The sequence below is a fragment of the Curtobacterium sp. PhB191 genome, from assembly GCF_004346515.1.
Lineage (GTDB): Bacteria > Actinomycetota > Actinomycetes > Actinomycetales > Microbacteriaceae > Curtobacterium.
This window is the reverse complement of record NZ_SMBV01000001.1, coordinates 250,136-269,269: the sequence shown is the minus strand read 5'-3', so window position 1 is coordinate 269,269 and position 19,134 is coordinate 250,136. Positions and strand designations below refer to the sequence as shown.

The following is a 19,134-nucleotide window of genomic DNA, read 5'->3' as shown; positions in this document are numbered from 1 at the left end:
CCCTGCGGCCCATCGGCCTCACGACGTCGAACCGCAACGGCGGCGGCGTGTTCAGCCCTCGGGGACGTACTCGTGGCGGAAGCGGGGGACGACCGCAGCGATGTGCTCGAAGTCCTTGTCAGCAGCGAGCACGGTGGCGTCGTTGGCGATCGCGTACGCGGCGATCTGGGTGTCCGTGACTCCAGCGCCGCGGACGTACCCGCCCGCCCAGAGCGCCGCTTGCACCGCGAGCACGTCATCGGTGGTCGGGTGCTCCTCGGCAGACAGGTACAACGCCATGTCGGCCTGGAACTCGACGTGCTCGGCCGCAGTCCGAGCTGAGAAGCAGTACTCGAGGACCTGCGGTGGGCAGGTCAGGATGAGGTCGCGCGTCGAGATTGCTCGGAGACGGCCCGCGATCCCGGGGGACCGCCCGGCCTTCCACCACACCGAGTTGTCGACGATGTACGCGCTCACAGCCCGGCGGGGGTGTGCGGAGCTGTGTAGTGCACCGTGCTGGCAGCGATCTGCTCGTCGGTGAACTGCCGCTCGATGACCCGTTCCACCGCGGCGGGCTGACGTCGGATCGCGATGAGGGTCTGCAGTGCTCGGGTGACGACGTCGCGGTTGCTGCGCGCGCCGGTGAGTTCCTTGGCGAGGCTGAGCACGTCGGGATCGAGATCGATGGTGGTGACGGTCATGGCGGACCTCCTTCGCGGCTGCGTCCGAATATACATCGCTCTATATAGAAACGCGAGTGATGGGACGGCCCGCTGGTTCCACCGACCGCCGGAAGCCTCGTAAGCTCGTCCTCCGGTCCACCACCGGCTGGCGAGATCGCCGGAGGACGACCGACGGAGGACCGCGTGCTCGTGACGCTCTCGACCCGGGGCGAGGCTGCCCCGGACTTCTCCCACCTGCTGCACAAGCACCCCGGCCGAGCGCAGGCCTTCGACTTGAGCGTCGGGACGGCGCACGTGTTCTACCCCGCGGACAAGCCTGCGGTGTGCACCGTGGCGCTGCTGCTCGAGGTCGACTCGATCGCCCTTGCCCGGAGCAAGCGCTACGGTGCCGACACCCAGGCGCTGTCCCGCTACGTCAACGACCGACCGTACGTGTCGACGTCCATGCTGGCCCTGGCGATCGGGCAGGTGTTCCGCAGCGCGATGGCCGGCTCGAGCGAGTCCCGCCCGGAGCGGGCCGCTGCATCGATGGAGCTCGACATCACGCTGACGAGCGTGCCGAGCGAGGTCGACGAGCATGGTGTCGGGCTCGCGACCCGGCTCTTCGCGCCCCTGGGATGGGACGTCGACGAGGTCCGGCGTCCGCTCGACGAGACCCGTCCGGAGTGGGGTGACGCGGCGACCGTGGGGCTGCGGTTGCGGGGGAGCGTCCGCCTGTCCGACGCCCTCCGGCAGCTCACCGTCCTGCTGCCGGTCCTCGATGACGCGAAGCACTACTGGGTGGGTGACGACGAGGTTGGCAAGCTCCTGCGCCGCGGCGAGGGCTGGCTCGCCGAGCACCCGCTGCGGGACCTCATCACCACCCGGTGCCTCGCGCACCAGCGTTCCCTGGTGGCCGATGCGACCACCCGGTTGACCGGGTCCGAGGAGGACGCGACGACCGGGCCGGTCGCCGAGACCGAGACGACGACCGCGACGAAGACCGAGACCGAGACCGAGACCCCGCTGTACCGCCGCCGCGCCGAAGCCGTGCTCACGGCCCTCGCCGACACCGGTGCCCGGACGGTCGCGGACGTCGGCTGCGGCGAAGGTGCGTTGCTCCGGCACCTCGTTGCCGACCGCACGTTCACCACGATCATCGGCACCGACGTCGCCCCGCGCGAGCTCGAACGCGCCGAGCGACGGCTGCACCTCGACGAGGCCGGTGACGCGCAGCGTGCCAGGGTCCGCCTGCTGCAGTCGTCGGTGACCTACTCGGACGACCGCCTGGCGGGGTTGGACGCGATCGTCCTGATGGAGGTCGTCGAGCACGTCGATCCCGAACGGCTGCCGGCGCTCGAGACCTCGGTCTTCGCAGCCGCCCGACCCCGCGCCGCAGTCATCACGACGCCGAACGCTGAACACAACGTCCGGTTCGAACGCCTCGCCGCCGGACGCTTCCGGCACCCCGACCACCGGTTCGAGTGGACGCGTGCGGAGTTCCGGTCGTGGGCCACGGCGGTCGGCGACCGGCACGGCTACACGGTCGAGTTCCGCCCGATCGGCGACGACGACCTCGAGGTCGGCCCACCCACCCAGCTCGCCCTGTTCCGCCGCCTCGACGGCTCGGAGACCCGCGCATGAACGCCCACGACGACCGCGAACGCGCCCTGACGATCCCGGAGATGTCCCTGGTGCTCCTCGTCGGCACGAGCGGTTCCGGCAAGTCCACGTTCGCCGCGCAGCACTTCGGCCGGTACGAGACCCTGTCGAGCGACGTGTTCCGCGGCCTCGTCTCGAACGACGAGAACGACCAGGCGGCGACCCCGGCGGCGTTCGCGGCCCTCAAGCACGTCGCCGCGCAGCGTCTCCGCGACGGCCTGCTCACCGTGGTCGACGCGACGAACGTCCAACCGGAGGCCCGCCGCGACTTCGTCCGGCTCGCCCGCGACCACGACGTCCTGCCGGTCGCGATCGTCCTCGACGTCCCGGAGTCGGTGTGCGTCGCGCGGAACGCCGCCAGGACCGATCGTGACTTCGGCGCCGATGTGGTGCGCCGCCAGCAGGGGCAGCTCCGACGCGGGCTGAAGGGCCTGAACAAGGAGGGGTTCCGCCGGGTGCACGTGCTCCGTGGCGAGGACGCGATCGCGGCGGCGACGATCGTCCGGCAGCCGCTGCTCAACGACCGGCGCGACGAGCACGGCCCCTTCGACGTCATCGGCGACGTGCACGGCTGCCGGTCGGAGCTCGAGGCGTTGCTCGGTCGGCTCGGCTGGACGCTGCTCCGTGACGAGGCGGGCCGCCCCGTCGACGCCGTGCACCCGGATGGCCGACGGGCGCTGTTCCTCGGCGACCTCGTCGACCGTGGACCGGACAGCCCCGGCGCCCTCCGGCTGGTGATGGGCATGGTGCGGAACGGGCACGCGCTCGCGGTGCCGGGCAACCACGAGGACAAGCTCGTCCGCGCGCTCGACGGCCGCAAGGTCCAGACCTCGCACGGTCTCGCCGAGACGCTCGCGCAGCTCGCGGCCGAGTCCGAGGACTTCCGCGCCGAGGTCCGGGAGTTCTGCCGCGGACTCGTCGGGCACCTCGTGCTCGACGACGGCGCGCTCGTGGTCGCGCACGCCGGCATGCTGGAGCAGTACCAGGGCCGGGCGTCCGGTCGGGTGCGCTCGTTCGCGCTGTACGGCGACACGACCGGTGAGAGCGACGAGTACGGGTTGCCCGTGCGGCTGCCGTGGGCGGATTCGTACCGGGGTTCGGCGATGGTGCTCTACGGGCACACCCCGACGGTGGACGCCGAGTGGATCAACGGCACGATGTGCCTCGACACCGGCTGCGTGTTCGGCGGGAAGCTCTCGGCGCTCCGGTACCCGGAGCGCGAGCTCGTGCAGGTGGACGCGGAACGCGTCCACTACGAGGCGGCCAAGCCGCTCGAGCCGTTGCGTGGCCCGACCGAGTCCGGTCCGACGACGAGCGCGACGGACGGGAGGCCCGGTGCGGCCCCGTCACCACGTCGCGTCCCCGGCGTGCTCCCGATCGAGGACGTGACCGGCCGGCAGATCGTCGAGACCCGGCACCACGGGCGGGTCGGCATCCGTGCGGAGCACGCCGCCGGCGCCCTCGAGGTGATGAGCCGGTTCGCCATCGACCCACGCTGGCTGCCGTACCTGCCGCCGACGATGAGTCCCGTTGCGACGTCCGCGCTCCCTGACCACCTGGAGCACCCCGCCGAGGCGTTCACGTACTTCCGCGACCAGGGCGTGCAGTCGGTGCGGATGGAGGAGAAGCACATGGGCTCACGGGCCACCGTGCTGCTCGCCAGAGACCCGTCGCGCTTCGACGCTCCCGTCGGCTGGAACGGTGTCGCGTACACCCGCACCGGCCGGTCGTTCTTCGACGCGGCGACGACCACGACGTTCGCCGGACGGTTGTCCGAGGCGTTCGAGCGGGCCGGACTGTGGGCGGAACTCGACTCGGACTGGGTGCTGCTCGACGGCGAGGTGCTGCCGTGGGCGGTGAAGGCCGAGGGGATGATCCGCGATTGGTACGCCGAGGTCGGTGCCGCAGCCGCTGGCGCGTTCCCGACCGCCGTCGCCGCGCTCGAGTCCGCACGGGACGCCGGTGTCGACGTCGCCGACCTGCTCGACCGGACCCGCCGACGTGCGGCCGCTGCGGACGCCTACACGGCGTCCTACCGGCGGTACGCGACGCCGTCGACCGGCATCGACGAAGTCCGGTTCGCGCCGTTCCAAGTCCTCGCCGCCGAGGGGCGGACGTTCGCCGACCGACCGCACGGCTGGCACCTCGACGTGTCCGAGCGGTTGGCGGCGGCGGCTCCCGACGTGGTCCGGGCCACCCGCTCGGCCCTCGTCGACGTCACCGACGATGCCAGCCGCGCCGCCGCGACTGACTGGTGGCAGGCGATCACGGAGGCCGGCGGCGAGGGCGCGGTCGTCAAGCCCGAGGCGAACCTGGTCCGCGGGCCGAAGGGACTCGTCCAACCCGGGGTGAAGGTCCGCGGCCGCGAGTACCTGCGGATCATCTACGGGCCGGAGTACAGCGAAGCCGAGAACCTCGCTCGGCTGCGCGACCGCGACCTGCGGCACAAGCGGTCGATGGCGCTGCGCGAGTACGCCCTGGGGCTGGAGTCCCTGGAACGCTTCGTGGCCGGCGAGCCGCTGTGGCGGGTGCACCAGTCGGTGTTCGGGGTCCTGGCGATGGAGTCCGAGGCCGTCGACCCGCGCCTGTGACGCGCGCCTACGATGGACGGGTGCTCCTCGCCATCGACACCTCCGCCGGAACGTCCGTGGCCGTCGTCGACCCGGCCACCGGCACGCCCCTCGCCACCCGCGACACCGAGGACAGCCGCCGGCACGCCGAGGTGATCGGCCCGTTCCTGGCCGAGGTGCTCGCCGAGGCCGGCATCACCGGCGCGGACGTCACGGGCGTGGTCGCCGGCATGGGCCCCGGACCCTTCACCGGTCTGCGCGTCGGCATCGTCGCCGCACGCACCTTCGCCGCCGCGGTCGGCGTCCCCGTCCTGCCACTCGTCAGCCACGACGCGGTCGCGGCCGACGAGCGCGACGGGCGACGAGACGGACCGTTCGTCGTCCTGACGGACGCCCGCCGGCGCGAGGTCTACTGGAGCGCGTACGACCAGACCGGCACGCGCGTTGCGGGTCCGGGTCTCGCCAGGCCCGCCGATCTCGACGAGGCGATCCGTGCCTCCCGGCCCGAAGCGGTGGGCTGGGACCGCGTGACTGCCCTGTCCATCCCTGCCTGGAGGCTCGGATCACTCGCCGCGGACCGCCTGCGGTCCGGCGCGGGGTTCGACCAGGACACCCCCCTCTACCTGCGGGAACCCGACGTCACGGTGCCGGGTGCGCCGAAGCGGGTGAAGCAGTGACGGTGCCGGACGGGCTCCGCCTGCGGCGGGCGCACCCGCAGGACCTCGACGACATCATGTGGCTCGAGCACGTCTCGTTCCCGACGGACGCCTGGTCGGCGTCGCAGATGTCGGGCGAGCTGTACTCGCCGCACGGGTACTACGTCGTGATCGAGACCGTCGACGACTCGGCCGCGCCGTCGGTCGTCGGGTACGCCGGACTGTCCTCGTTGGCGGGCAACCCGGTCGCCGACGTGCAGACCATCGCGGTCGCAGCCGAGCAGCGCGGCAAGGGACTCGGGCGGGTGCTCTTCACGGACCTCCTCGACGAGGCCCGTCGCCGCGGTGTGCGCGAGGTGTTCCTCGAGGTCCGCGCCGACAACCCCGTCGCGCAGTCGATGTACACGGCGTTCGGGTTCGAGCACATCGCGACCCGGCCGCGGTACTACCAGCCGGACGGCGTCGACGCGTGGGTGATGCGGGCGGAGCTGCCGGTCGCAGCAGACGCGGCGACGACGCCGACGACGACGTCGACCGTCGGCCCGATCGGACAGGAGGCGCTCGATGAGCGTGGCTGAACCACTGGTGCTCGGCATCGAGACGAGCTGCGACGAGACGGGCGTGGGCATCGTGCGGGGGAGCACCCTGCTCGCGAACGTCATCGCGTCGAGCATGGACGAGCACGCCCGGTACGGCGGCGTCGTGCCCGAGGTCGCCGCGCGGGCCCACCTCGAGGCGATGACCCCGACGCTGCACGAGGCCCTCGAGCGGGCCGGGGTCACCCTCGACGAACTCGACGCCTTCGCGGTCACCGCCGGGCCGGGGCTGGCGGGCGCGCTCATGGTCGGGGTCGGTGCCGCGAAGGCGCTCGCCGTCGCCACCGGCAAGCCCCTGTACGGCGTGAACCACCTGGTCGGGCATGTCGGTGCCGACGTCCTGCGCACGGACGGCAGTGACATCGAGCTGCCGACGATCGCCCTGCTGGTGTCCGGCGGGCACACCTCGCTGCTGCTCGTGAAGGACCTGGTCGGCGACGTCGAACTGCTCGGCGAGACCATCGACGACGCCGCGGGTGAAGCGTTCGACAAGGTTGCACGGCTGCTCGGCCTGCCGTACCCCGGCGGGCCGCAGATCGACCGCGCTGCAGCGGACGGCGACCCGAAGGCCATCCGGTTCCCCCGCGGCCTGACGCTGCCGAAGGACCTGGCCGCGCACCGGTACGACTTCTCGTTCTCCGGGCTGAAGACCGCCGTCGCCCGCTGGGTCGAGCGCTGCCGCGACGAAGGGCGCGAGGTGCCCGTGGCCGACGTCGCGGCGAGCTTCCGAGAAGCCGTCGTCGACGTCCTGCTGACCAAGGCCTTGAACGCGTGCCGCGACACCGGCGTGGACCGGCTCCTGCTCGGTGGCGGTGTGGTCGCGAACGCTCGGCTACGGCAGGTCGCCGAGGAGCGGTGCGCCGCTGCGGGGGTGCAGCTGCGGATCCCGCCGTTCGACCTGTGCACGGACAACGGCGCCATGATCGCTGCCGTCGGCGCACGCCTGGTCGCCGAGGGGCACGCGCCGAGCGACCTCGGGATCGCGGCCGACTCGACGTTGCCGGTGACGACCGTCCAGGTCTGAACCGTCCGGGCCCCGACCGGTCGGCCCTCGGGTGCCTGTGGGAGGATTCACGTGGCGTCGGAGAGACCGGGCGCCGAGAGGGGTGGACGGTGTCCGATCAGAACGAGTGGCCGAAGCCGGGCGAGACGACGCCGGGCGGCACGACCGGCGGGCAGCCCGAGGGGACGCCCGCTCCGGATGCACCGCAGGCCCCCGACGCACCCCAGGCCCCGTCGGCTCCCGAGCAGCCGCAGCAGTCCAACCCGTACGGGCAGCAGCAGCCGTCGAACCCGTACGCGGCACCGCAGCAGCCGAACCCGTACGGTCAGCCGCAGCAGTCCAACCCGTACGGCCAGCCGCAGCCGGCGAACCCGTACGCGGCTCCGCAGCAGCCGCAGCAGCAGAACCCGTACTCGGCACCGCAGGCGCCGCAGGACCCGTACGGCGCCGCCCAGAACCCGTACGGCCAGCAGAACCCGTACGCGCAGCAGCAGGGCGGTCAGAACCCCTACGCGCAGCCGCAGCAGCAGCAGCCGCATCAGCAGCCGTACGCGCCCGCGGGTGCCTACGGTGCGACGGGCTACCAGCCCTACGCGCAGCGCCCGAAGACGAACACCCTGGCGATCCTGTCGATCGTGTTCGGTCTCGCCGCCGTCCCGATGTGGTTCATCGCGATCCTGCTCGGCCCCGCCGGCGCGATCCTCGGCCACGTCGCGCTCGGCAAGATCAAGCAGAACGGTGAGGCCGGCCGAGCGCTCGCCCTGACCGGCATCATCGCCGGCTGGGTGATGACCGGCATCTGGCTGATCTGGATCGCCTTCATCATCTTCCTCGGCGTGATCGGCCAGAGCTCGTACTCCGACTACGGCTACGACTCGGGAACCGGCGCGTTCCTCAGCTGAGCCGCTCGCACAGGATCGCGGTGTGCCGGCCCTCCAGCCGGGTGAGCACGAGGGTCACACGACCGGTCCCGCGTAGCCGCAGGCGCTTGCGGAACTGCGCCGGGTCGACGTCGACGCCGCGCTTCTTGATCTCGACGGTGCCGATGCCGTCGGCGGCGAGCCGCGCTGCCAGCCGCTTGACGTCGAGCGGCATGGTGTCGAGCACCCGGAAGCCCTGGGCGAAGGGCGTCGACACGGCACGGTCCGAGGTGACGTACGCGATCCCGTCGGAGAGCATGTGGCCGTCCAGGGTGCGGGCGAGGTCGCCGATGAGCCGTGCGCGGATGACGGCGCCGTCCGGCTCGTACAGGTAGGAACCGAGCGGCCCCACCTCGGCGTCCTCGGAGTCTGCCGGGCCGGTCATCTCGGCGATGCCGTGTGCACCGATGACGGTCGCCGCTCGGCGGATCCCCGGCCGGGCGAGGGGCCCGAACCACAGCGCGAGCTCGACGACCTCGCGGTCGACGGACGTCCACTGCGCCTCGGCGGTGTCCGGGATCAGGTCGCGGTCGATGCCCGGCCCGAGCTTCACGCCGGTCGGCGTCGTCGTCGCGGTGGCGAACACGGTGTCCAACGAGGGTGACCAGTCGTCCGGGTCGGCCAGGCGACGGGTGTCCGAGTGGCCGGAGGTCCGACGTGCGGGGTCCATCCAGATGCCGTCGACGCGGGAGACGTCGAACGAGGCCGCGTCGCCGAGTTCGACCCGGGCGTTCGGCCACACCGCGAGGTTGTGCGTGGCGACCGCCGCGGTGACCTCGTCACGGTCGACCGCCGTGACGTCGAGTTCGAGGGCCGCCATCGCCATCGCGTCGCCGCCGATCCCGCACCCGAGGTCGGCGACCCGGGTCAGCCCGGCTGCGGCGAAGCGCCCGGCGTGCTGGGCGGCGACCTGCAGGCGGGTGGCCTGCTCGAGTCCGGCCTCGGTGAAGAGCATGCGTCCGGCGAAGTCGCCGAACTTGCCACGGGCCTTCTGCCGGAGCTTTGCCTGGGTCAGGACCGCCGCGACGAGCTGCGGGTCGTGCCCCTCGGCACGGAGCCGCGACACCACCCGGACGATCTCGCCGCCGTCCGAGACGCCGGGGGTACGGTCGAGCAGGGCCATCCCGTCGGGGGTCAGCAGTGCGGCGAGTTCGGCGGCTTCCATGTCCCGATCCTCCCAGGTGCTGGATGTTCCCCTGATGTGCTGGCACTCGGATTGACCGAGTGCCAGTGTCCCCCTAGAGTTGGCGTTGGCACTCTCCTGTGCGTAGTGCCAACCCGGTTTTCATCTGTACCGAGTCCGTACCGAGAAAGAAGAGGTCACCGTGGCCGTCAGCATCAAGCCGCTCGAGGATCGCATCGTCATCCGCCAGGTCGAGGCGGAGCAGACCACTGCATCCGGTCTGGTCATCCCCGACACCGCGAAGGAGAAGCCCCAGGAGGGCGAGGTCGTCGCCGTGGGCCCCGGTCGCATCGACGACAACGGCAACCGCGTCCCGCTGGACGTCGCCGTGGGTGACAAGGTCATCTACTCCAAGTACGGCGGAACCGAGGTCAAGTACTCGGGCGAGGACCTGCTGGTCCTGTCGGCCCGCGACGTCCTCGCGGTCGTCGTCAACTGAGTCCAGTACTCCACGCGAACGCCCCGTTCGGCCTGTCGGCCGGCGGGGCGTTCGTGCGTCTGCGGGCTTCCGGCGGGTCCGTCGCGTGCACGTGCTCCGACCGGGAGGCCCGTGGCACGCCCGGCCCGTCGGTGGCCGTTCCTAGGATGGTTCCGTGAGTGAACCGAGTCCCGCGCGACCCGTCCGCAGCGAGGCATCCGTCGGCGTGGTGCAGGCGATCATCGCGTACGGGCTCTGGGGCCTCATGCCCCTGCTCTTCGCGGCGATGGCCCCGGCCGGCGCGTTCGAGATCGTCGCCTGGCGGATCGTCTTCGGGCTGGTGTTCTGCGCGGTCGCGATCGCCATCACCCGCTCGTGGCTCCGGACCCGCACCCTGATGGCGCAGCGCCGGGTGATGGCCGTGATGGGGCTCGCCGCGGTCCTCATCCTGGTGAACTGGACCGTGTACGTCCTGGCGACCACGACCGGCCACACGGTCGAGGCCGCCCTCGGGTACTTCATCAACCCGCTCGTGACGATCGCGCTCGGCGTCGTCGTGCTCCGCGAACGCCTGCGGCCGGCGCAGTGGGCCGCGGTCGGCATCAGCGTCGTGGCGGTCGTCGTGATCGCAGTCGGCTACGGGCAGGTGCCGTGGATCTCGCTCGTGCTGGCGTGCTCGTTCGGCCTGTACGGCCTGGTGAAGAAGCGGGTCGGCGGCACGGTCGACGCGCTGAGTGGTCTGACGATCGAGACCGTGTGGCTGCTGCCGATCGCGGTCGTGGCGCTGGTCGTGCTCGGCGCGACGGGGCTCGGCGGCGGCGTGACGTTCACGAGCGAGGGCTGGGTGCACGTCCTCGTGACGGTGCTCACGGGTCCGGCGACGGCGGTCCCGCTCCTGCTGTTCGCCTCGTCGGCGCGGCGGGTGAGCCTGTCGACCCTCGGGCTGACGCAGTACCTCGCGCCCGTGATGCAGTTGCTCGTCGGTGTCGTGGTGCAGCACGAGGCGATGCCGCCCGCGCGCTGGTTCGGCTTCGGCATCGTGTGGTTGGCGCTCGTGGTGCTGACGGCGGACTCGTTCGTCGCCGCGCGGGCGTCCCGTCGCCGAGCGCTCGCACCTGCTCCGGCCGAGCCCGCCTGACGGACGCACCCCGGGCCTCCCGTCCGTCCGTCTCACACGCGAAAGCGACAGTTCCCTGCGGATGATCCGCAGGGAACTGTCGCTTTCGTGAGGTGGAGCCGGTGCCCTACTTCTTGACCGCGCCCTGGATGGCGCTCTGGTAGACGGGCTTGTTGTCGCCGTCGAACTTGTAGATGCCGATGTAGGCGCTCGACGGGTCGTTGTTGTCGTCGAACGGACCGATGCCGGACGGGCCGGTGTAGTGGATGTCCTTGCCGTCGTCGAGGAGCGCGACGCATTCCTTGAACGTGGCGCACTCGGTGCCGCCGTCCGCTCCGGAGACCGCGGCCATGTTGGCCTGGATCGTGCCCGAGTCGGTGCCCTTGCCCTTCACCGCAGCGAGCGCGGCGAGGACGGTGGCGTCGTAGGACTCCGCCGCGTACGAGTAGTCGGCGAGCGTCTTGTTCGACGAGTCCTTGTAGAAGGCGGACAGCTGCTTCTTGAAGTCGTCCTTCGGCGAGGCACCGGGGATGGTGCCCTGGGCGCCGGTCAGGGTGCCCTTGTCGAAGTCCTTCGAGTAGTCGGCCGTGTTGCCGTCGGACATGTAGATCTTCGCCGTGTTCCCCTGCGAGACGAGCTCCGGGATGATCGACTTCGTCTCGTCGAAGGCCAGGACGACGATCGCGTCCGGCTTGGCTGCGAGTGCGGCCGTCACCTCGGACGAGAACGTGGTCTGACCGGGCGGGAACTCCTGGCCCTCGCCCTTGCCGCCGTAGACGACCTGGCCACCCGAGGCCTCGACCGCGGACTGCACCGAGTTGCGGAGGCCCGTGCCGTAGGTGTCGTTGAAGACGAGGAACGCGACCTTGGCGTTGCCGTCACCGGTCACGAGCTGACCGAGCGCCGAACCCTGCACCGAGTCCGGCGGAGCGGTCCGGTAGTAGTACGACGAGTAGCCGGACAGGTCGCTCGCGGTGTTCGCGGGCGAGATCTCGACGATGCAGTTGCTGGTGAGCTGGTCGATGACGTTGAGCGTGACCGACGACGACTCGGCGCCGATCGCGACCGGGACCTTCGCGTTCACGAGCTTCGTCGCAGCCGAGCTCGACACGGTCATGTCGTTGCTGTCGCCCGAGTCCGTCGCCGGGTCGATGGTGACGTCCTTGTCGAGGACGCCGCCCGCGGCGTTGATGTCCTTGACCGCGAGGCCGACACCGGACTCGGCGGGCGGGTTCAGGTACGCCAGCGAACCGGTGAGCGGCAGGATCGTGCCGATCTTCAGTGCGTCGGTGCTGGGGGTGTCGGGGGCCTTGCAACTGGCGGCGGGGTCCTTCTTCGCATCGCTCGACGCCGAGCTGGAAGGGGAGTCGCCGCTGCTGGTGGTGGAACACGCGGCGAGCAGGACGGCTGCTGCGCCTGCCAACGCCAGTGCCGTGGTGGCACGGGTGGTTCTGATCATCCGTGGAGCCCTTTCTCTGCGCGGAGGCCGTGCCGCTTCGGGTCGAACGCGGCGCCTCCACTGGATGTCGAGAAACGTAGGGTCCCGGTGTTTCGCCCGTGTGACGGGGCGGTACGGAAAGTGTTTCGTTACCGAGCCGTGATCGTTTCTGTGCGGAGGATCAGGGATCGGCGAGCCGCGCAGCCCGCGCGTCAGCCGTCGAGTTCAGCCACGGAACGCAGCACGCAGAACTCGTTGCCCTCCGGATCGGCGAACACCACCCACCCACCGTCGTCGTGTCGGAGGTCCGCGAGTTCGGTCGCACCGAGCCCCCGCAGCCGCTCCACCTCGGCATCGCGCGTGCGGTCGGTGGGACGCAGGTCGAAGTGGATCCGGTTCTTCACGGACTTCGCCTCGGGCACCTGGATGAACAGCACCTGGTGCGAGCCGTCGGGAGCGGTGATCATGCACTCCTCGTGCCCGGGGCCGTTCGGGTCGTCGGCGATGTCGACGTAGCCGAGGACCTGCTTCCACCACTCCGACAGAGCGAAGGCGTCACGGCAGTCGATCGTGGTGTGGGAGACGGCGCTGACCATGCCGTGACACTACTGCCGGCAGACGACGAACGCCCCGCTCCGGTGGGGAGCGGGGCGTTCGGGGTGCAGTCGGCTCAGCTGCGGTAGTTCGGTGCCTCGACGACCATCTGGACGTCGTGCGGGTGCGACTCCTTGAGCCCGGCAGCCGTGATGCGGACGAACTTGCCGCGGGCCTTGAGCTCCGGGATCGTGCGGCCGCCGACGTAGAACATCGACTGCCGGAGTCCACCGGTGAGCTGGTACACGACGTTGCCGACCGAGCCGCGGTAGGGCACCTGGCCCTCGATGCCCTCGGGGATCAGCTTGTCGTCGTTGGGGACGTCCGCCTGGAAGTAGCGGTCCTTCGAGTACGAGGTCTTCTTGCCGCGGGTCTGCAGTGCGCCCAGGGAGCCCATCCCGCGGTACGCCTTGAACTGCTTGCCGCCCACGAAGACCAGGTCGCCGGGGGACTCGTCCGTGCCGGCCAGCAGCGAACCGAGCATGACGGTGTCGGCACCGGCCACCAGAGCCTTGGCGATGTCGCCCGAGTACTGCAGGCCACCGTCGGCGATGATCGGCACGCCGGCCTCGCGCGCGGCGAGGGACGCCTCGTACACGGCGGTGACCTGCGGGACGCCGACGCCGGCGACGACGCGGGTGGTGCAGATCGAGCCGGGTCCGACGCCCACCTTGACGGCGTCGACACCGGCGTCGATGAGCGCCTGCGCACCGGCACGCGTCGCGACGTTGCCGCCGATGACGTCGATGTCCGCGAAGGACGGGTCGGCCTTGAGGCGGCGCACCATGTCGAGCACGCCTTCGCTCTCGCCGTTGGCGGTGTCGACCACGAGCACGTCGACGCCCGCGTCACGCAGGGCCTCGGCACGCTGCCAGGCGTCGCCGAAGAAGCCGATCGCGGCACCGACGCGCAGTCGGCCCTCGTCGTCCTTGGTGGCGTCCGGGTACTGCTCACTCTTGTCGAAGTCCTTGACGGTGATGAGGCCGCGGAGCTTGCCCTCGGCGTCCACCAGCGGGAGCTTCTCGATCTTGTGCTGCGCGAAGATCGCGATGGCTTCTTCGGGGTCGATGCCCTCCATCGCGGTGATCAGCGGCGCCTTGGTCATGACGTCGCGCACGAAGGTGGTCGACTGCTCGAACGTCGCCACGAACCGCATGTCGCGGTTGGTGATGATGCCGACGAGGGTGCCGTCCGCTTCGACCACGGGCAGGCCGGAGACGCGGAACTGACCGCAGATCGCGTCGACCTCGGCCACGGTGGCGTCCGGGGTGGTGGTCACCGGGTTGGTGATCATGCCCGACTCGGAGCGCTTGACCTTGTCGACGTAGGCCGCCTGGTCCTCGATGGAGAGGTTGCGGTGGAGGATCCCGATGCCACCCTGCCGCGCCATGGCGATGGCCATGCGGGCTTCGGTGACGGTGTCCATCGCTGCGGAGAGCAGCGGGACGTTGACGGAGATCCGCCTGGTGAGCCGGGACGCGGTGGACGCCTCGCTCGGGATGACGTCGGTGTGCCCCGGCAGGAGCATGACGTCGTCGTACGTGAGTCCGATGAATCCGAACGGATCCGGCTGGTCCATGGGTCCCCTTCGTGGGCGAGTGAAGTGGTCGAGACACCGAGAACGCAACGGCGGGTTCCGGATAGGACATGGTAACGCGCGTGGGCCGTCCCGCTATTCCGCGTTCCGCCTGGGAGAACGGATCGCGGCTCTCCTCCACACAGGTCACGGTTGCGCGACGACTCACAGCGGGAACGAGTTGGAAACACGGGTGTCACACAATCCCCATAGCGTCACTCGACATCCGAACGAGAGGCTCTTCCGTGGGATCCATCACTCCTCCGGGACGGGCGCAGCCGCGCCTGTTCCGCCTCCGCCAGGCCCGGCGACGACCGGTCCTGGCGGCCGTGCTCGTCGCCGCGTTCCTGGCGACCTTCCTGATCGACTGGGCGGTCACCCTGCCGGCCTTCAGTGCCACGTCGGCACCGGCGACCAGCCAGGCCTGCACCGTCAGCCCGACGAACGGGTGCATCCAGGGCACGATCACCGACTCCGAGCGGGAACCGGCCGACGACGTCGACGTCGACGTCGCCGGGCCCGGCGGCTTCGCCGAGACCGCCACCACGAACGCCGTCGGCCGCTGGTCGGTCAGCGTCGACGAGGCCGGTGAGTACACCGTGAGCGTCGACCAGGACACCCTGCCGAAGGGCCAGTACCTGACGAACGCGGCGGACGCGGAGCGCAAGGTCCAGGCGACCCTGAACGCCAACGTCGGGCAGATCTTCCAGCTGTCCGACCAGAAGGGCGCCACCACCACGACGGACTCGTCGAGCGTCAGCCCGCAGCGGGCCTGGCAGCAGTTCGCCTCGGGGATCCGCCTCGGCCTGCTCATCGCGCTGGCGTCGATCGGCCTCTCGCTCATCTACGGCACGACGGGGCTGTCGAGCTTCTCGCACGGCGAGCAGGTCACCCTCGGCGGGCTGCTGGCCTACGTGTTCGCGAACCAGCTCGGCTGGAACATCTGGGTGACCGGCATCGTCGTCACGCTGCTGTGCGCGGCGACCGGGTACCTGCAGGACGCCGGGATCTGGCGGCCACTGCGGCGCAAGCGGATCAGCCTCACGCAGCTCATGATCGTGACGATCGGTCTGTCGATCGCCGCCCAGTACGCGTTCCAGTACTTCTTCGGCGCCGCGACCGTCCGGATCCAGCAGGGCAACCCCGAGACCGTCCGGTTCGCCGGGGTCACGCTCACGGTGCAGTCCTACGTGGCGATGGGCATCGCGCTGGTCGTCCTGATCGCGACCGGCCTGTTCCTGGCGAAGACCCGCTTCGGCCGGGCCACCCGCGCGGTGTCGGACAACCCGGCGCTCGCCGCGGCGTCCGGCATCGACGTCGACCGGGTCATCCGGTTCGTGTGGACCCTCGCCGCGGGTCTCGCCGGCTTGTCCGGCGTGATGCTCGGCCTGGTGCTGAACGGCGTGAACTGGCAGACCGGCCTGCAGCTGCTCCTGCTCATGTTCGCCTCGGTGACCCTCGGTGGTCTCGGCACGGCCTACGGCGCGCTGGTCGGATCGATGATCATCGGCGTCGTCGTCGAGCTCACGAACCTCGTGCTCCCCGGTGACTTCAAGTACGCCACCGCCCTCGTCATCCTCATCCTCATCCTGCTGTTCCGGCCGCAGGGCATCTTCGGCCGCGCCGAGCGGGTCGGCTAAGGGAGCACGCGCATGGACTACATCCTCAACCTGCTGTCCTCGCTCACCCAGGAGGCCCTCGCCCCGACCACCGCGGCGTTCGCCCTGGCGGCCATCGGACTGAACGTGCACTTCGGCCTGACCGGGCTCGTGAACATGGGCCAGGCGGCGTTCCTGCTGCTCGGCGCCTACGGATTCGCGATCTCGATCACGAACGGGCTGCCGTTCGTGATGGCCGTGCTCATCGCCCTGCTCGTCGCCATCGTGTTCGCGATCATCCTCGGCGTCCCGACGTTGCGGCTCCGCGGCGACTACCTGGCGATCGTGACGATCTCCGGCGCCGAGATCATCCGCATGGTCGGCCGCTCCAGCCTGCTGACCACGACGACGGGTGGCTCCAACGGCATCACCGGGTCGAGCTACCGCGACCCGTTCACCGCCCTGAGCCCGCTGCCGGACGGCACCACGACCATCCTCTGGTTCACCTACGCGAACAACGGCGTCAACGGCTGGTGGATCCGCATCGCCGCCTGGGCCCTCGTCGCGCTGTTCACCTTCGTGCTCTTCCTGCTCATGCGCAGCCCCTGGGGCCGTGTCCTGAAGGCGATCCGCGAGGACGAGGACGCCGTCCGCTCCCTCGGCAAGAACGTGTACTCGTACAAGATGCAGGCGCTCGTCTTCGGTGGTGCGCTCGGAGCGCTGGCGGGGATCATCTACGTCCTGCCGAGTTCGGTGCAACCGGACGCCATGGGCCGCTCGATGACGTTCTTCATCTGGACGGCACTCATCCTCGGTGGTGCCGCGACGGTGTTCGGACCGGTGCTCGGCGCGGTGCTGTTCTTCGTCGTCCGGCTCTTCATCCGCACCCTGGCCGGCGACTTCATCCCCGACTCGATCATGAACGCCCAGCAGGCCGAGCAGTTCTCGTACGTGCTCGTCGGCGTCGCGCTCATGCTCCTGATCGTGTTCCGACCACAGGGCCTGCTCGGCAACAAGAAGGAGCTGACGTTCAGTGTCTGAGACCTACGGCTACACGAAGGCCGACCCGATCCTCACGGTCGACGGCGTCACCCGGCACTTCGGCGGCATGACCGCCGTGGACGTCGACCACCTCGAGGTCCAGCGCGGCTCCATCACCGCCCTGATCGGCCCGAACGGCGCCGGCAAGACGACCTTCTTCAACCTGCTGACCGGCTTCGACAAGCCCAGCCCCGGTGCCAGGACGCAGTTCAACGGCGCCACGCTGCAGAAGACCAGCGCGACCCACATCGCCAACCGCGGCATGGTCCGCACCTTCCAGCTGACGAAGGCGTTGTCGCGGCTCACCGTGATGCAGAACATGCTGCTCGGCGCCCGCGACCAGCCCGGCGAGAACTTCTTCGCCGCGCTGATCAAGCCGGTGTGGGCGAAGCGCGAGCGGGAGATCACCGCGAAGGCCGAGGACCTCCTCGCCCGCTTCAAGCTCGACGACAAGGCGGACGACTACGCCGGGTCGCTGTCGGGCGGCCAGCGGAAGCTCCTCGAGATGGCCAGGGCACTGATGTCCGACCCGACGATGATCATGCTCGACGAGCCGATGGCGGGCGTGAACCCCGCGCTGACCCAGTCGCTGCTCGGGCACATCCAGTCCCTTCGCGACGACGGCATGACCGTGCTGTTCGTCGAGCACGACATGCACATGGTCCGGCACATCTCGGACTGGGTGGTCGTGATGGCCGAGGGCAAGGTCGTCGCCGAGGGCCCGGCGGACACCGTGATGGACGACCAGGCGGTCATCGACGCGTACCTGGGCGCGCACCACGACACCGACCTGGGTGACGACTCGCTCCTCACCGAGGAGACCTTCGAGGAACTGGCGGAGGAAGTCGCGGAAGAAGACGCGGCGGACGCAGCAGCAGAGGAGAAGACCCGATGACGGACGCAGTCGACCCCACGAACGCGAGCAGCGCCTCCAGTCCGGAAGCGCCGAAGGCGAGCACCGCCACGCTGGAACGCGAGCCGGTGCTGAGCGCGAAGAACCTCGTCGCCGGCTACCTGCCGGGGGTGAACATCCTGAACGGCTGCGACCTGGACTGCTACCCCGGTGAGCTGATCGGGATCATCGGGCCGAACGGCGCGGGCAAGTCCACGCTGCTCAAGGCCCTGTTCGGTCTCGTGTCGATCCGCGAGGGGTCGGTCACGCTGCAGGGCGAGGACATCACGAACCTCAAGGCGAACAAGCTCGTGCAGGCCGGCGTCGGCTTCGTCCCGCAGACGAACAACGTGTTCCCGTCGCTGTCCATCGAGGAGAACCTGCAGATGGGGCTGTACCTGCGGCCCCGCAAGTTCGCCGAGCGCCTCGAGGTCATCTACGACCTGTTCCCCGTGCTCGCGCAGCGCCGCGGTCAGCGGGCGGGGTCCCTGTCCGGCGGCGAGCGGCAGTCGGTCGCCATGGCACGTGCGCTCATGATGGACCCGAAGGTGCTGCTGCTCGACGAGCCGAGTGCCGGGCTGTCCCCGGTGCGCCAGGACGAGACGTTCCTGCGGACCCGCCGGATCAACAAGGCCGGTGTGTCGATCGTCATGGTGGAGCAGAACGCGCGACGCTGTCTGCAGATCTGCGATCGTGGGTACGTGCTCGACCAGGGGAGGAACGCGTACTCGGGCACGGGGAAGGAACTCGCGGACGACCCGAAGGTCATCGAGCTGTACCTCGGGACGCTCGCCAAGGACGTCGACGCAGGGCGCTAGCGCGCTGTGTCGACTGCGGGTACCGCTGTGGGGGTGGTATCCGCGACGGGTGGGGCCGTGCGTGGTCGCTTCGCGCCGCACGGCCCCGCTCCTGCATGCGGTCGTCTGTTGGCCCACCCCGGTGCGTGGCCGGCTCCGGTTCTGACGGGAGGCCCGCCCCGCGTCCGCCGGGTCGGTATCGTTCCGCAGGTGCAGAGACTGTCGGCGGGCGCGATGGACGCCCTGGTGTGGGTGGTCTTCATCGCGCTGTTCGTCGGTGCGGCGCTGCTCGTGAAGGTGGCGGCTGCGCTCCTGGTCGTGCTCGTGGTGCTCGCGCTCCTGCTCGGCTTCGTGCTGCGGGTGCTCCGCAAGCGACGCCGGACCCCGCGCCGCCCCCGCTGACCGCGCCCCGCCGTCCGGTCCGCACCGTCC

Annotated in this window: 19 protein-coding genes; 13 read left to right on the top strand and 6 right to left on the bottom strand. The window is 70.4% G+C overall.

Annotation, left to right across the window (positions count from 1 at the left end; translation table 11 throughout):
* Positions 1-51 precede the first annotated feature (51 nt).
* Together EDF48_RS01260 and EDF48_RS01255 are read right to left on the bottom strand one after the other, a co-directional pair.
* The gene (locus EDF48_RS01260; protein WP_131877644.1) at positions 52-456 is read right to left on the bottom strand and encodes a DUF5615 family PIN-like protein; all 405 of its coding nucleotides are present in this window, start codon (positions 454-456) and stop codon (positions 52-54) included.
* Positions 453-680, bottom strand: a complete 228-nt coding sequence (locus EDF48_RS01255) for a type II toxin-antitoxin system VapB family antitoxin (protein WP_123936950.1) — start codon at positions 678-680, stop codon at positions 453-455. Before EDF48_RS01255 ends, EDF48_RS01260 begins: the two co-directional genes overlap by 4 nt.
* Positions 681-845: 165 nt before the next feature.
* On the opposite strand from EDF48_RS01255, the gene EDF48_RS01250 reads away from it, so the two are divergent.
* The 6 genes from EDF48_RS01250 to EDF48_RS01225 all read left to right on the top strand — a co-directional run bounded on the left by EDF48_RS01250 (position 846) and on the right by EDF48_RS01225 (position 8,030).
* Positions 846-2,285 (top strand): 3' terminal RNA ribose 2'-O-methyltransferase Hen1, encoded by a 1,440-nt coding sequence (locus tag EDF48_RS01250; RefSeq protein ID WP_131877642.1) that lies wholly within the window; start codon positions 846-848, stop codon positions 2,283-2,285.
* Positions 2,282-4,894 carry a polynucleotide kinase-phosphatase gene (locus tag EDF48_RS01245; RefSeq protein WP_131877640.1) on the top strand — a complete coding sequence of 871 codons (2,613 nt, stop codon included), beginning with the start codon at positions 2,282-2,284 and terminating at the stop codon, positions 4,892-4,894. The genes EDF48_RS01250 and EDF48_RS01245 overlap by 4 nt, the downstream gene beginning before the upstream one ends.
* Before the next feature lie 20 nt (positions 4,895-4,914).
* Positions 4,915-5,550, top strand: coding sequence for a tRNA (adenosine(37)-N6)-threonylcarbamoyltransferase complex dimerization subunit type 1 TsaB (gene tsaB, locus EDF48_RS01240; RefSeq protein WP_131877638.1), 636 nt, complete (start codon positions 4,915-4,917; stop codon positions 5,548-5,550).
* Positions 5,547-6,107 (top strand): ribosomal protein S18-alanine N-acetyltransferase, encoded by a 561-nt coding sequence (gene rimI / locus EDF48_RS01235; RefSeq protein WP_243698005.1) that lies wholly within the window; start codon positions 5,547-5,549, stop codon positions 6,105-6,107. Before tsaB ends, rimI begins: the two co-directional genes overlap by 4 nt.
* A complete protein-coding gene (gene tsaD / locus EDF48_RS01230) occupies positions 6,094-7,149 on the top strand; it encodes a tRNA (adenosine(37)-N6)-threonylcarbamoyltransferase complex transferase subunit TsaD (RefSeq protein WP_131877636.1) in 1,056 nt (351 codons plus the stop codon). The genes rimI and tsaD overlap by 14 nt, the downstream gene beginning before the upstream one ends.
* 89 nt (positions 7,150-7,238) lie before the next feature.
* Positions 7,239-8,030, top strand: coding sequence for a DUF4190 domain-containing protein (locus EDF48_RS01225; protein WP_131877634.1), 792 nt, complete (start codon positions 7,239-7,241; stop codon positions 8,028-8,030).
* Here the strand turns inward: EDF48_RS01225 and EDF48_RS01220 are convergent.
* A complete protein-coding gene (locus EDF48_RS01220; protein ID WP_131877632.1) occupies positions 8,023-9,213 on the bottom strand; it encodes a class I SAM-dependent methyltransferase in 1,191 nt (396 codons plus the stop codon). The genes EDF48_RS01225 and EDF48_RS01220 overlap by 8 nt on opposite strands.
* A gap of 160 nt (positions 9,214-9,373) precedes the next feature.
* Between EDF48_RS01220 and groES the strand changes: the two genes are divergently transcribed.
* Positions 9,374-9,670, top strand: coding sequence for a co-chaperone GroES (gene groES / locus EDF48_RS01215; protein WP_110893972.1), 297 nt, complete (start codon positions 9,374-9,376; stop codon positions 9,668-9,670).
* Positions 9,671-9,824: 154 nt separating this feature from the next.
* On the top strand, positions 9,825-10,787 hold the full coding sequence (gene rarD, locus EDF48_RS01210; protein ID WP_207913208.1) for an EamA family transporter RarD: 963 nt from the start codon (positions 9,825-9,827) through the stop codon (positions 10,785-10,787).
* Positions 10,788-10,893: 106 nt separating this feature from the next.
* Here the strand turns inward: rarD and EDF48_RS01205 are convergent, their stop codons facing one another.
* The 3 genes from EDF48_RS01205 to guaB form a co-directional block, all read right to left on the bottom strand.
* A complete protein-coding gene (locus tag EDF48_RS01205) occupies positions 10,894-12,225 on the bottom strand; it encodes an ABC transporter substrate-binding protein (protein ID WP_123936943.1) in 1,332 nt (443 codons plus the stop codon).
* 191 nt (positions 12,226-12,416) lie between these two features.
* Positions 12,417-12,800: a VOC family protein gene (locus EDF48_RS01200; protein ID WP_131877630.1), complete on the bottom strand. Its 384-nt coding sequence runs from the start codon at positions 12,798-12,800 to the stop codon at positions 12,417-12,419.
* Positions 12,801-12,874: 74 nt separating this feature from the next.
* A complete protein-coding gene (gene guaB / locus EDF48_RS01195) occupies positions 12,875-14,377 on the bottom strand; it encodes an IMP dehydrogenase (RefSeq protein ID WP_123293173.1) in 1,503 nt (500 codons plus the stop codon).
* A gap of 242 nt (positions 14,378-14,619) precedes the next feature.
* Between guaB and EDF48_RS01190 the strand changes: the two genes are divergently transcribed.
* From EDF48_RS01190 to EDF48_RS01170, 5 genes are all read left to right on the top strand, one after another.
* The gene (locus EDF48_RS01190) at positions 14,620-16,014 is read left to right on the top strand and encodes a branched-chain amino acid ABC transporter permease (RefSeq protein WP_243698004.1); all 1,395 of its coding nucleotides are present in this window, start codon (positions 14,620-14,622) and stop codon (positions 16,012-16,014) included.
* A 12-nt stretch (positions 16,015-16,026) separates the two neighbouring features.
* Positions 16,027-17,013 (top strand): branched-chain amino acid ABC transporter permease, encoded by a 987-nt coding sequence (locus EDF48_RS01185; protein WP_123293176.1) that lies wholly within the window; start codon positions 16,027-16,029, stop codon positions 17,011-17,013.
* Positions 17,006-17,908: an ABC transporter ATP-binding protein gene (locus EDF48_RS01180; RefSeq protein ID WP_123293178.1), complete on the top strand. Its 903-nt coding sequence runs from the start codon at positions 17,006-17,008 to the stop codon at positions 17,906-17,908. Before EDF48_RS01185 ends, EDF48_RS01180 begins: the two co-directional genes overlap by 8 nt.
* Positions 17,905-18,723 carry an ABC transporter ATP-binding protein gene (locus EDF48_RS01175; protein ID WP_123293180.1) on the top strand — a complete coding sequence of 273 codons (819 nt, stop codon included), beginning with the start codon at positions 17,905-17,907 and terminating at the stop codon, positions 18,721-18,723. The genes EDF48_RS01180 and EDF48_RS01175 overlap by 4 nt, the downstream gene beginning before the upstream one ends.
* A 189-nt stretch (positions 18,724-18,912) precedes the next feature.
* Complete coding sequence (locus tag EDF48_RS01170) at positions 18,913-19,104, top strand: hypothetical protein (protein WP_123936942.1); 192 nt, start codon at positions 18,913-18,915, stop codon at positions 19,102-19,104.
* Positions 19,105-19,134 lie beyond the last annotated feature (30 nt).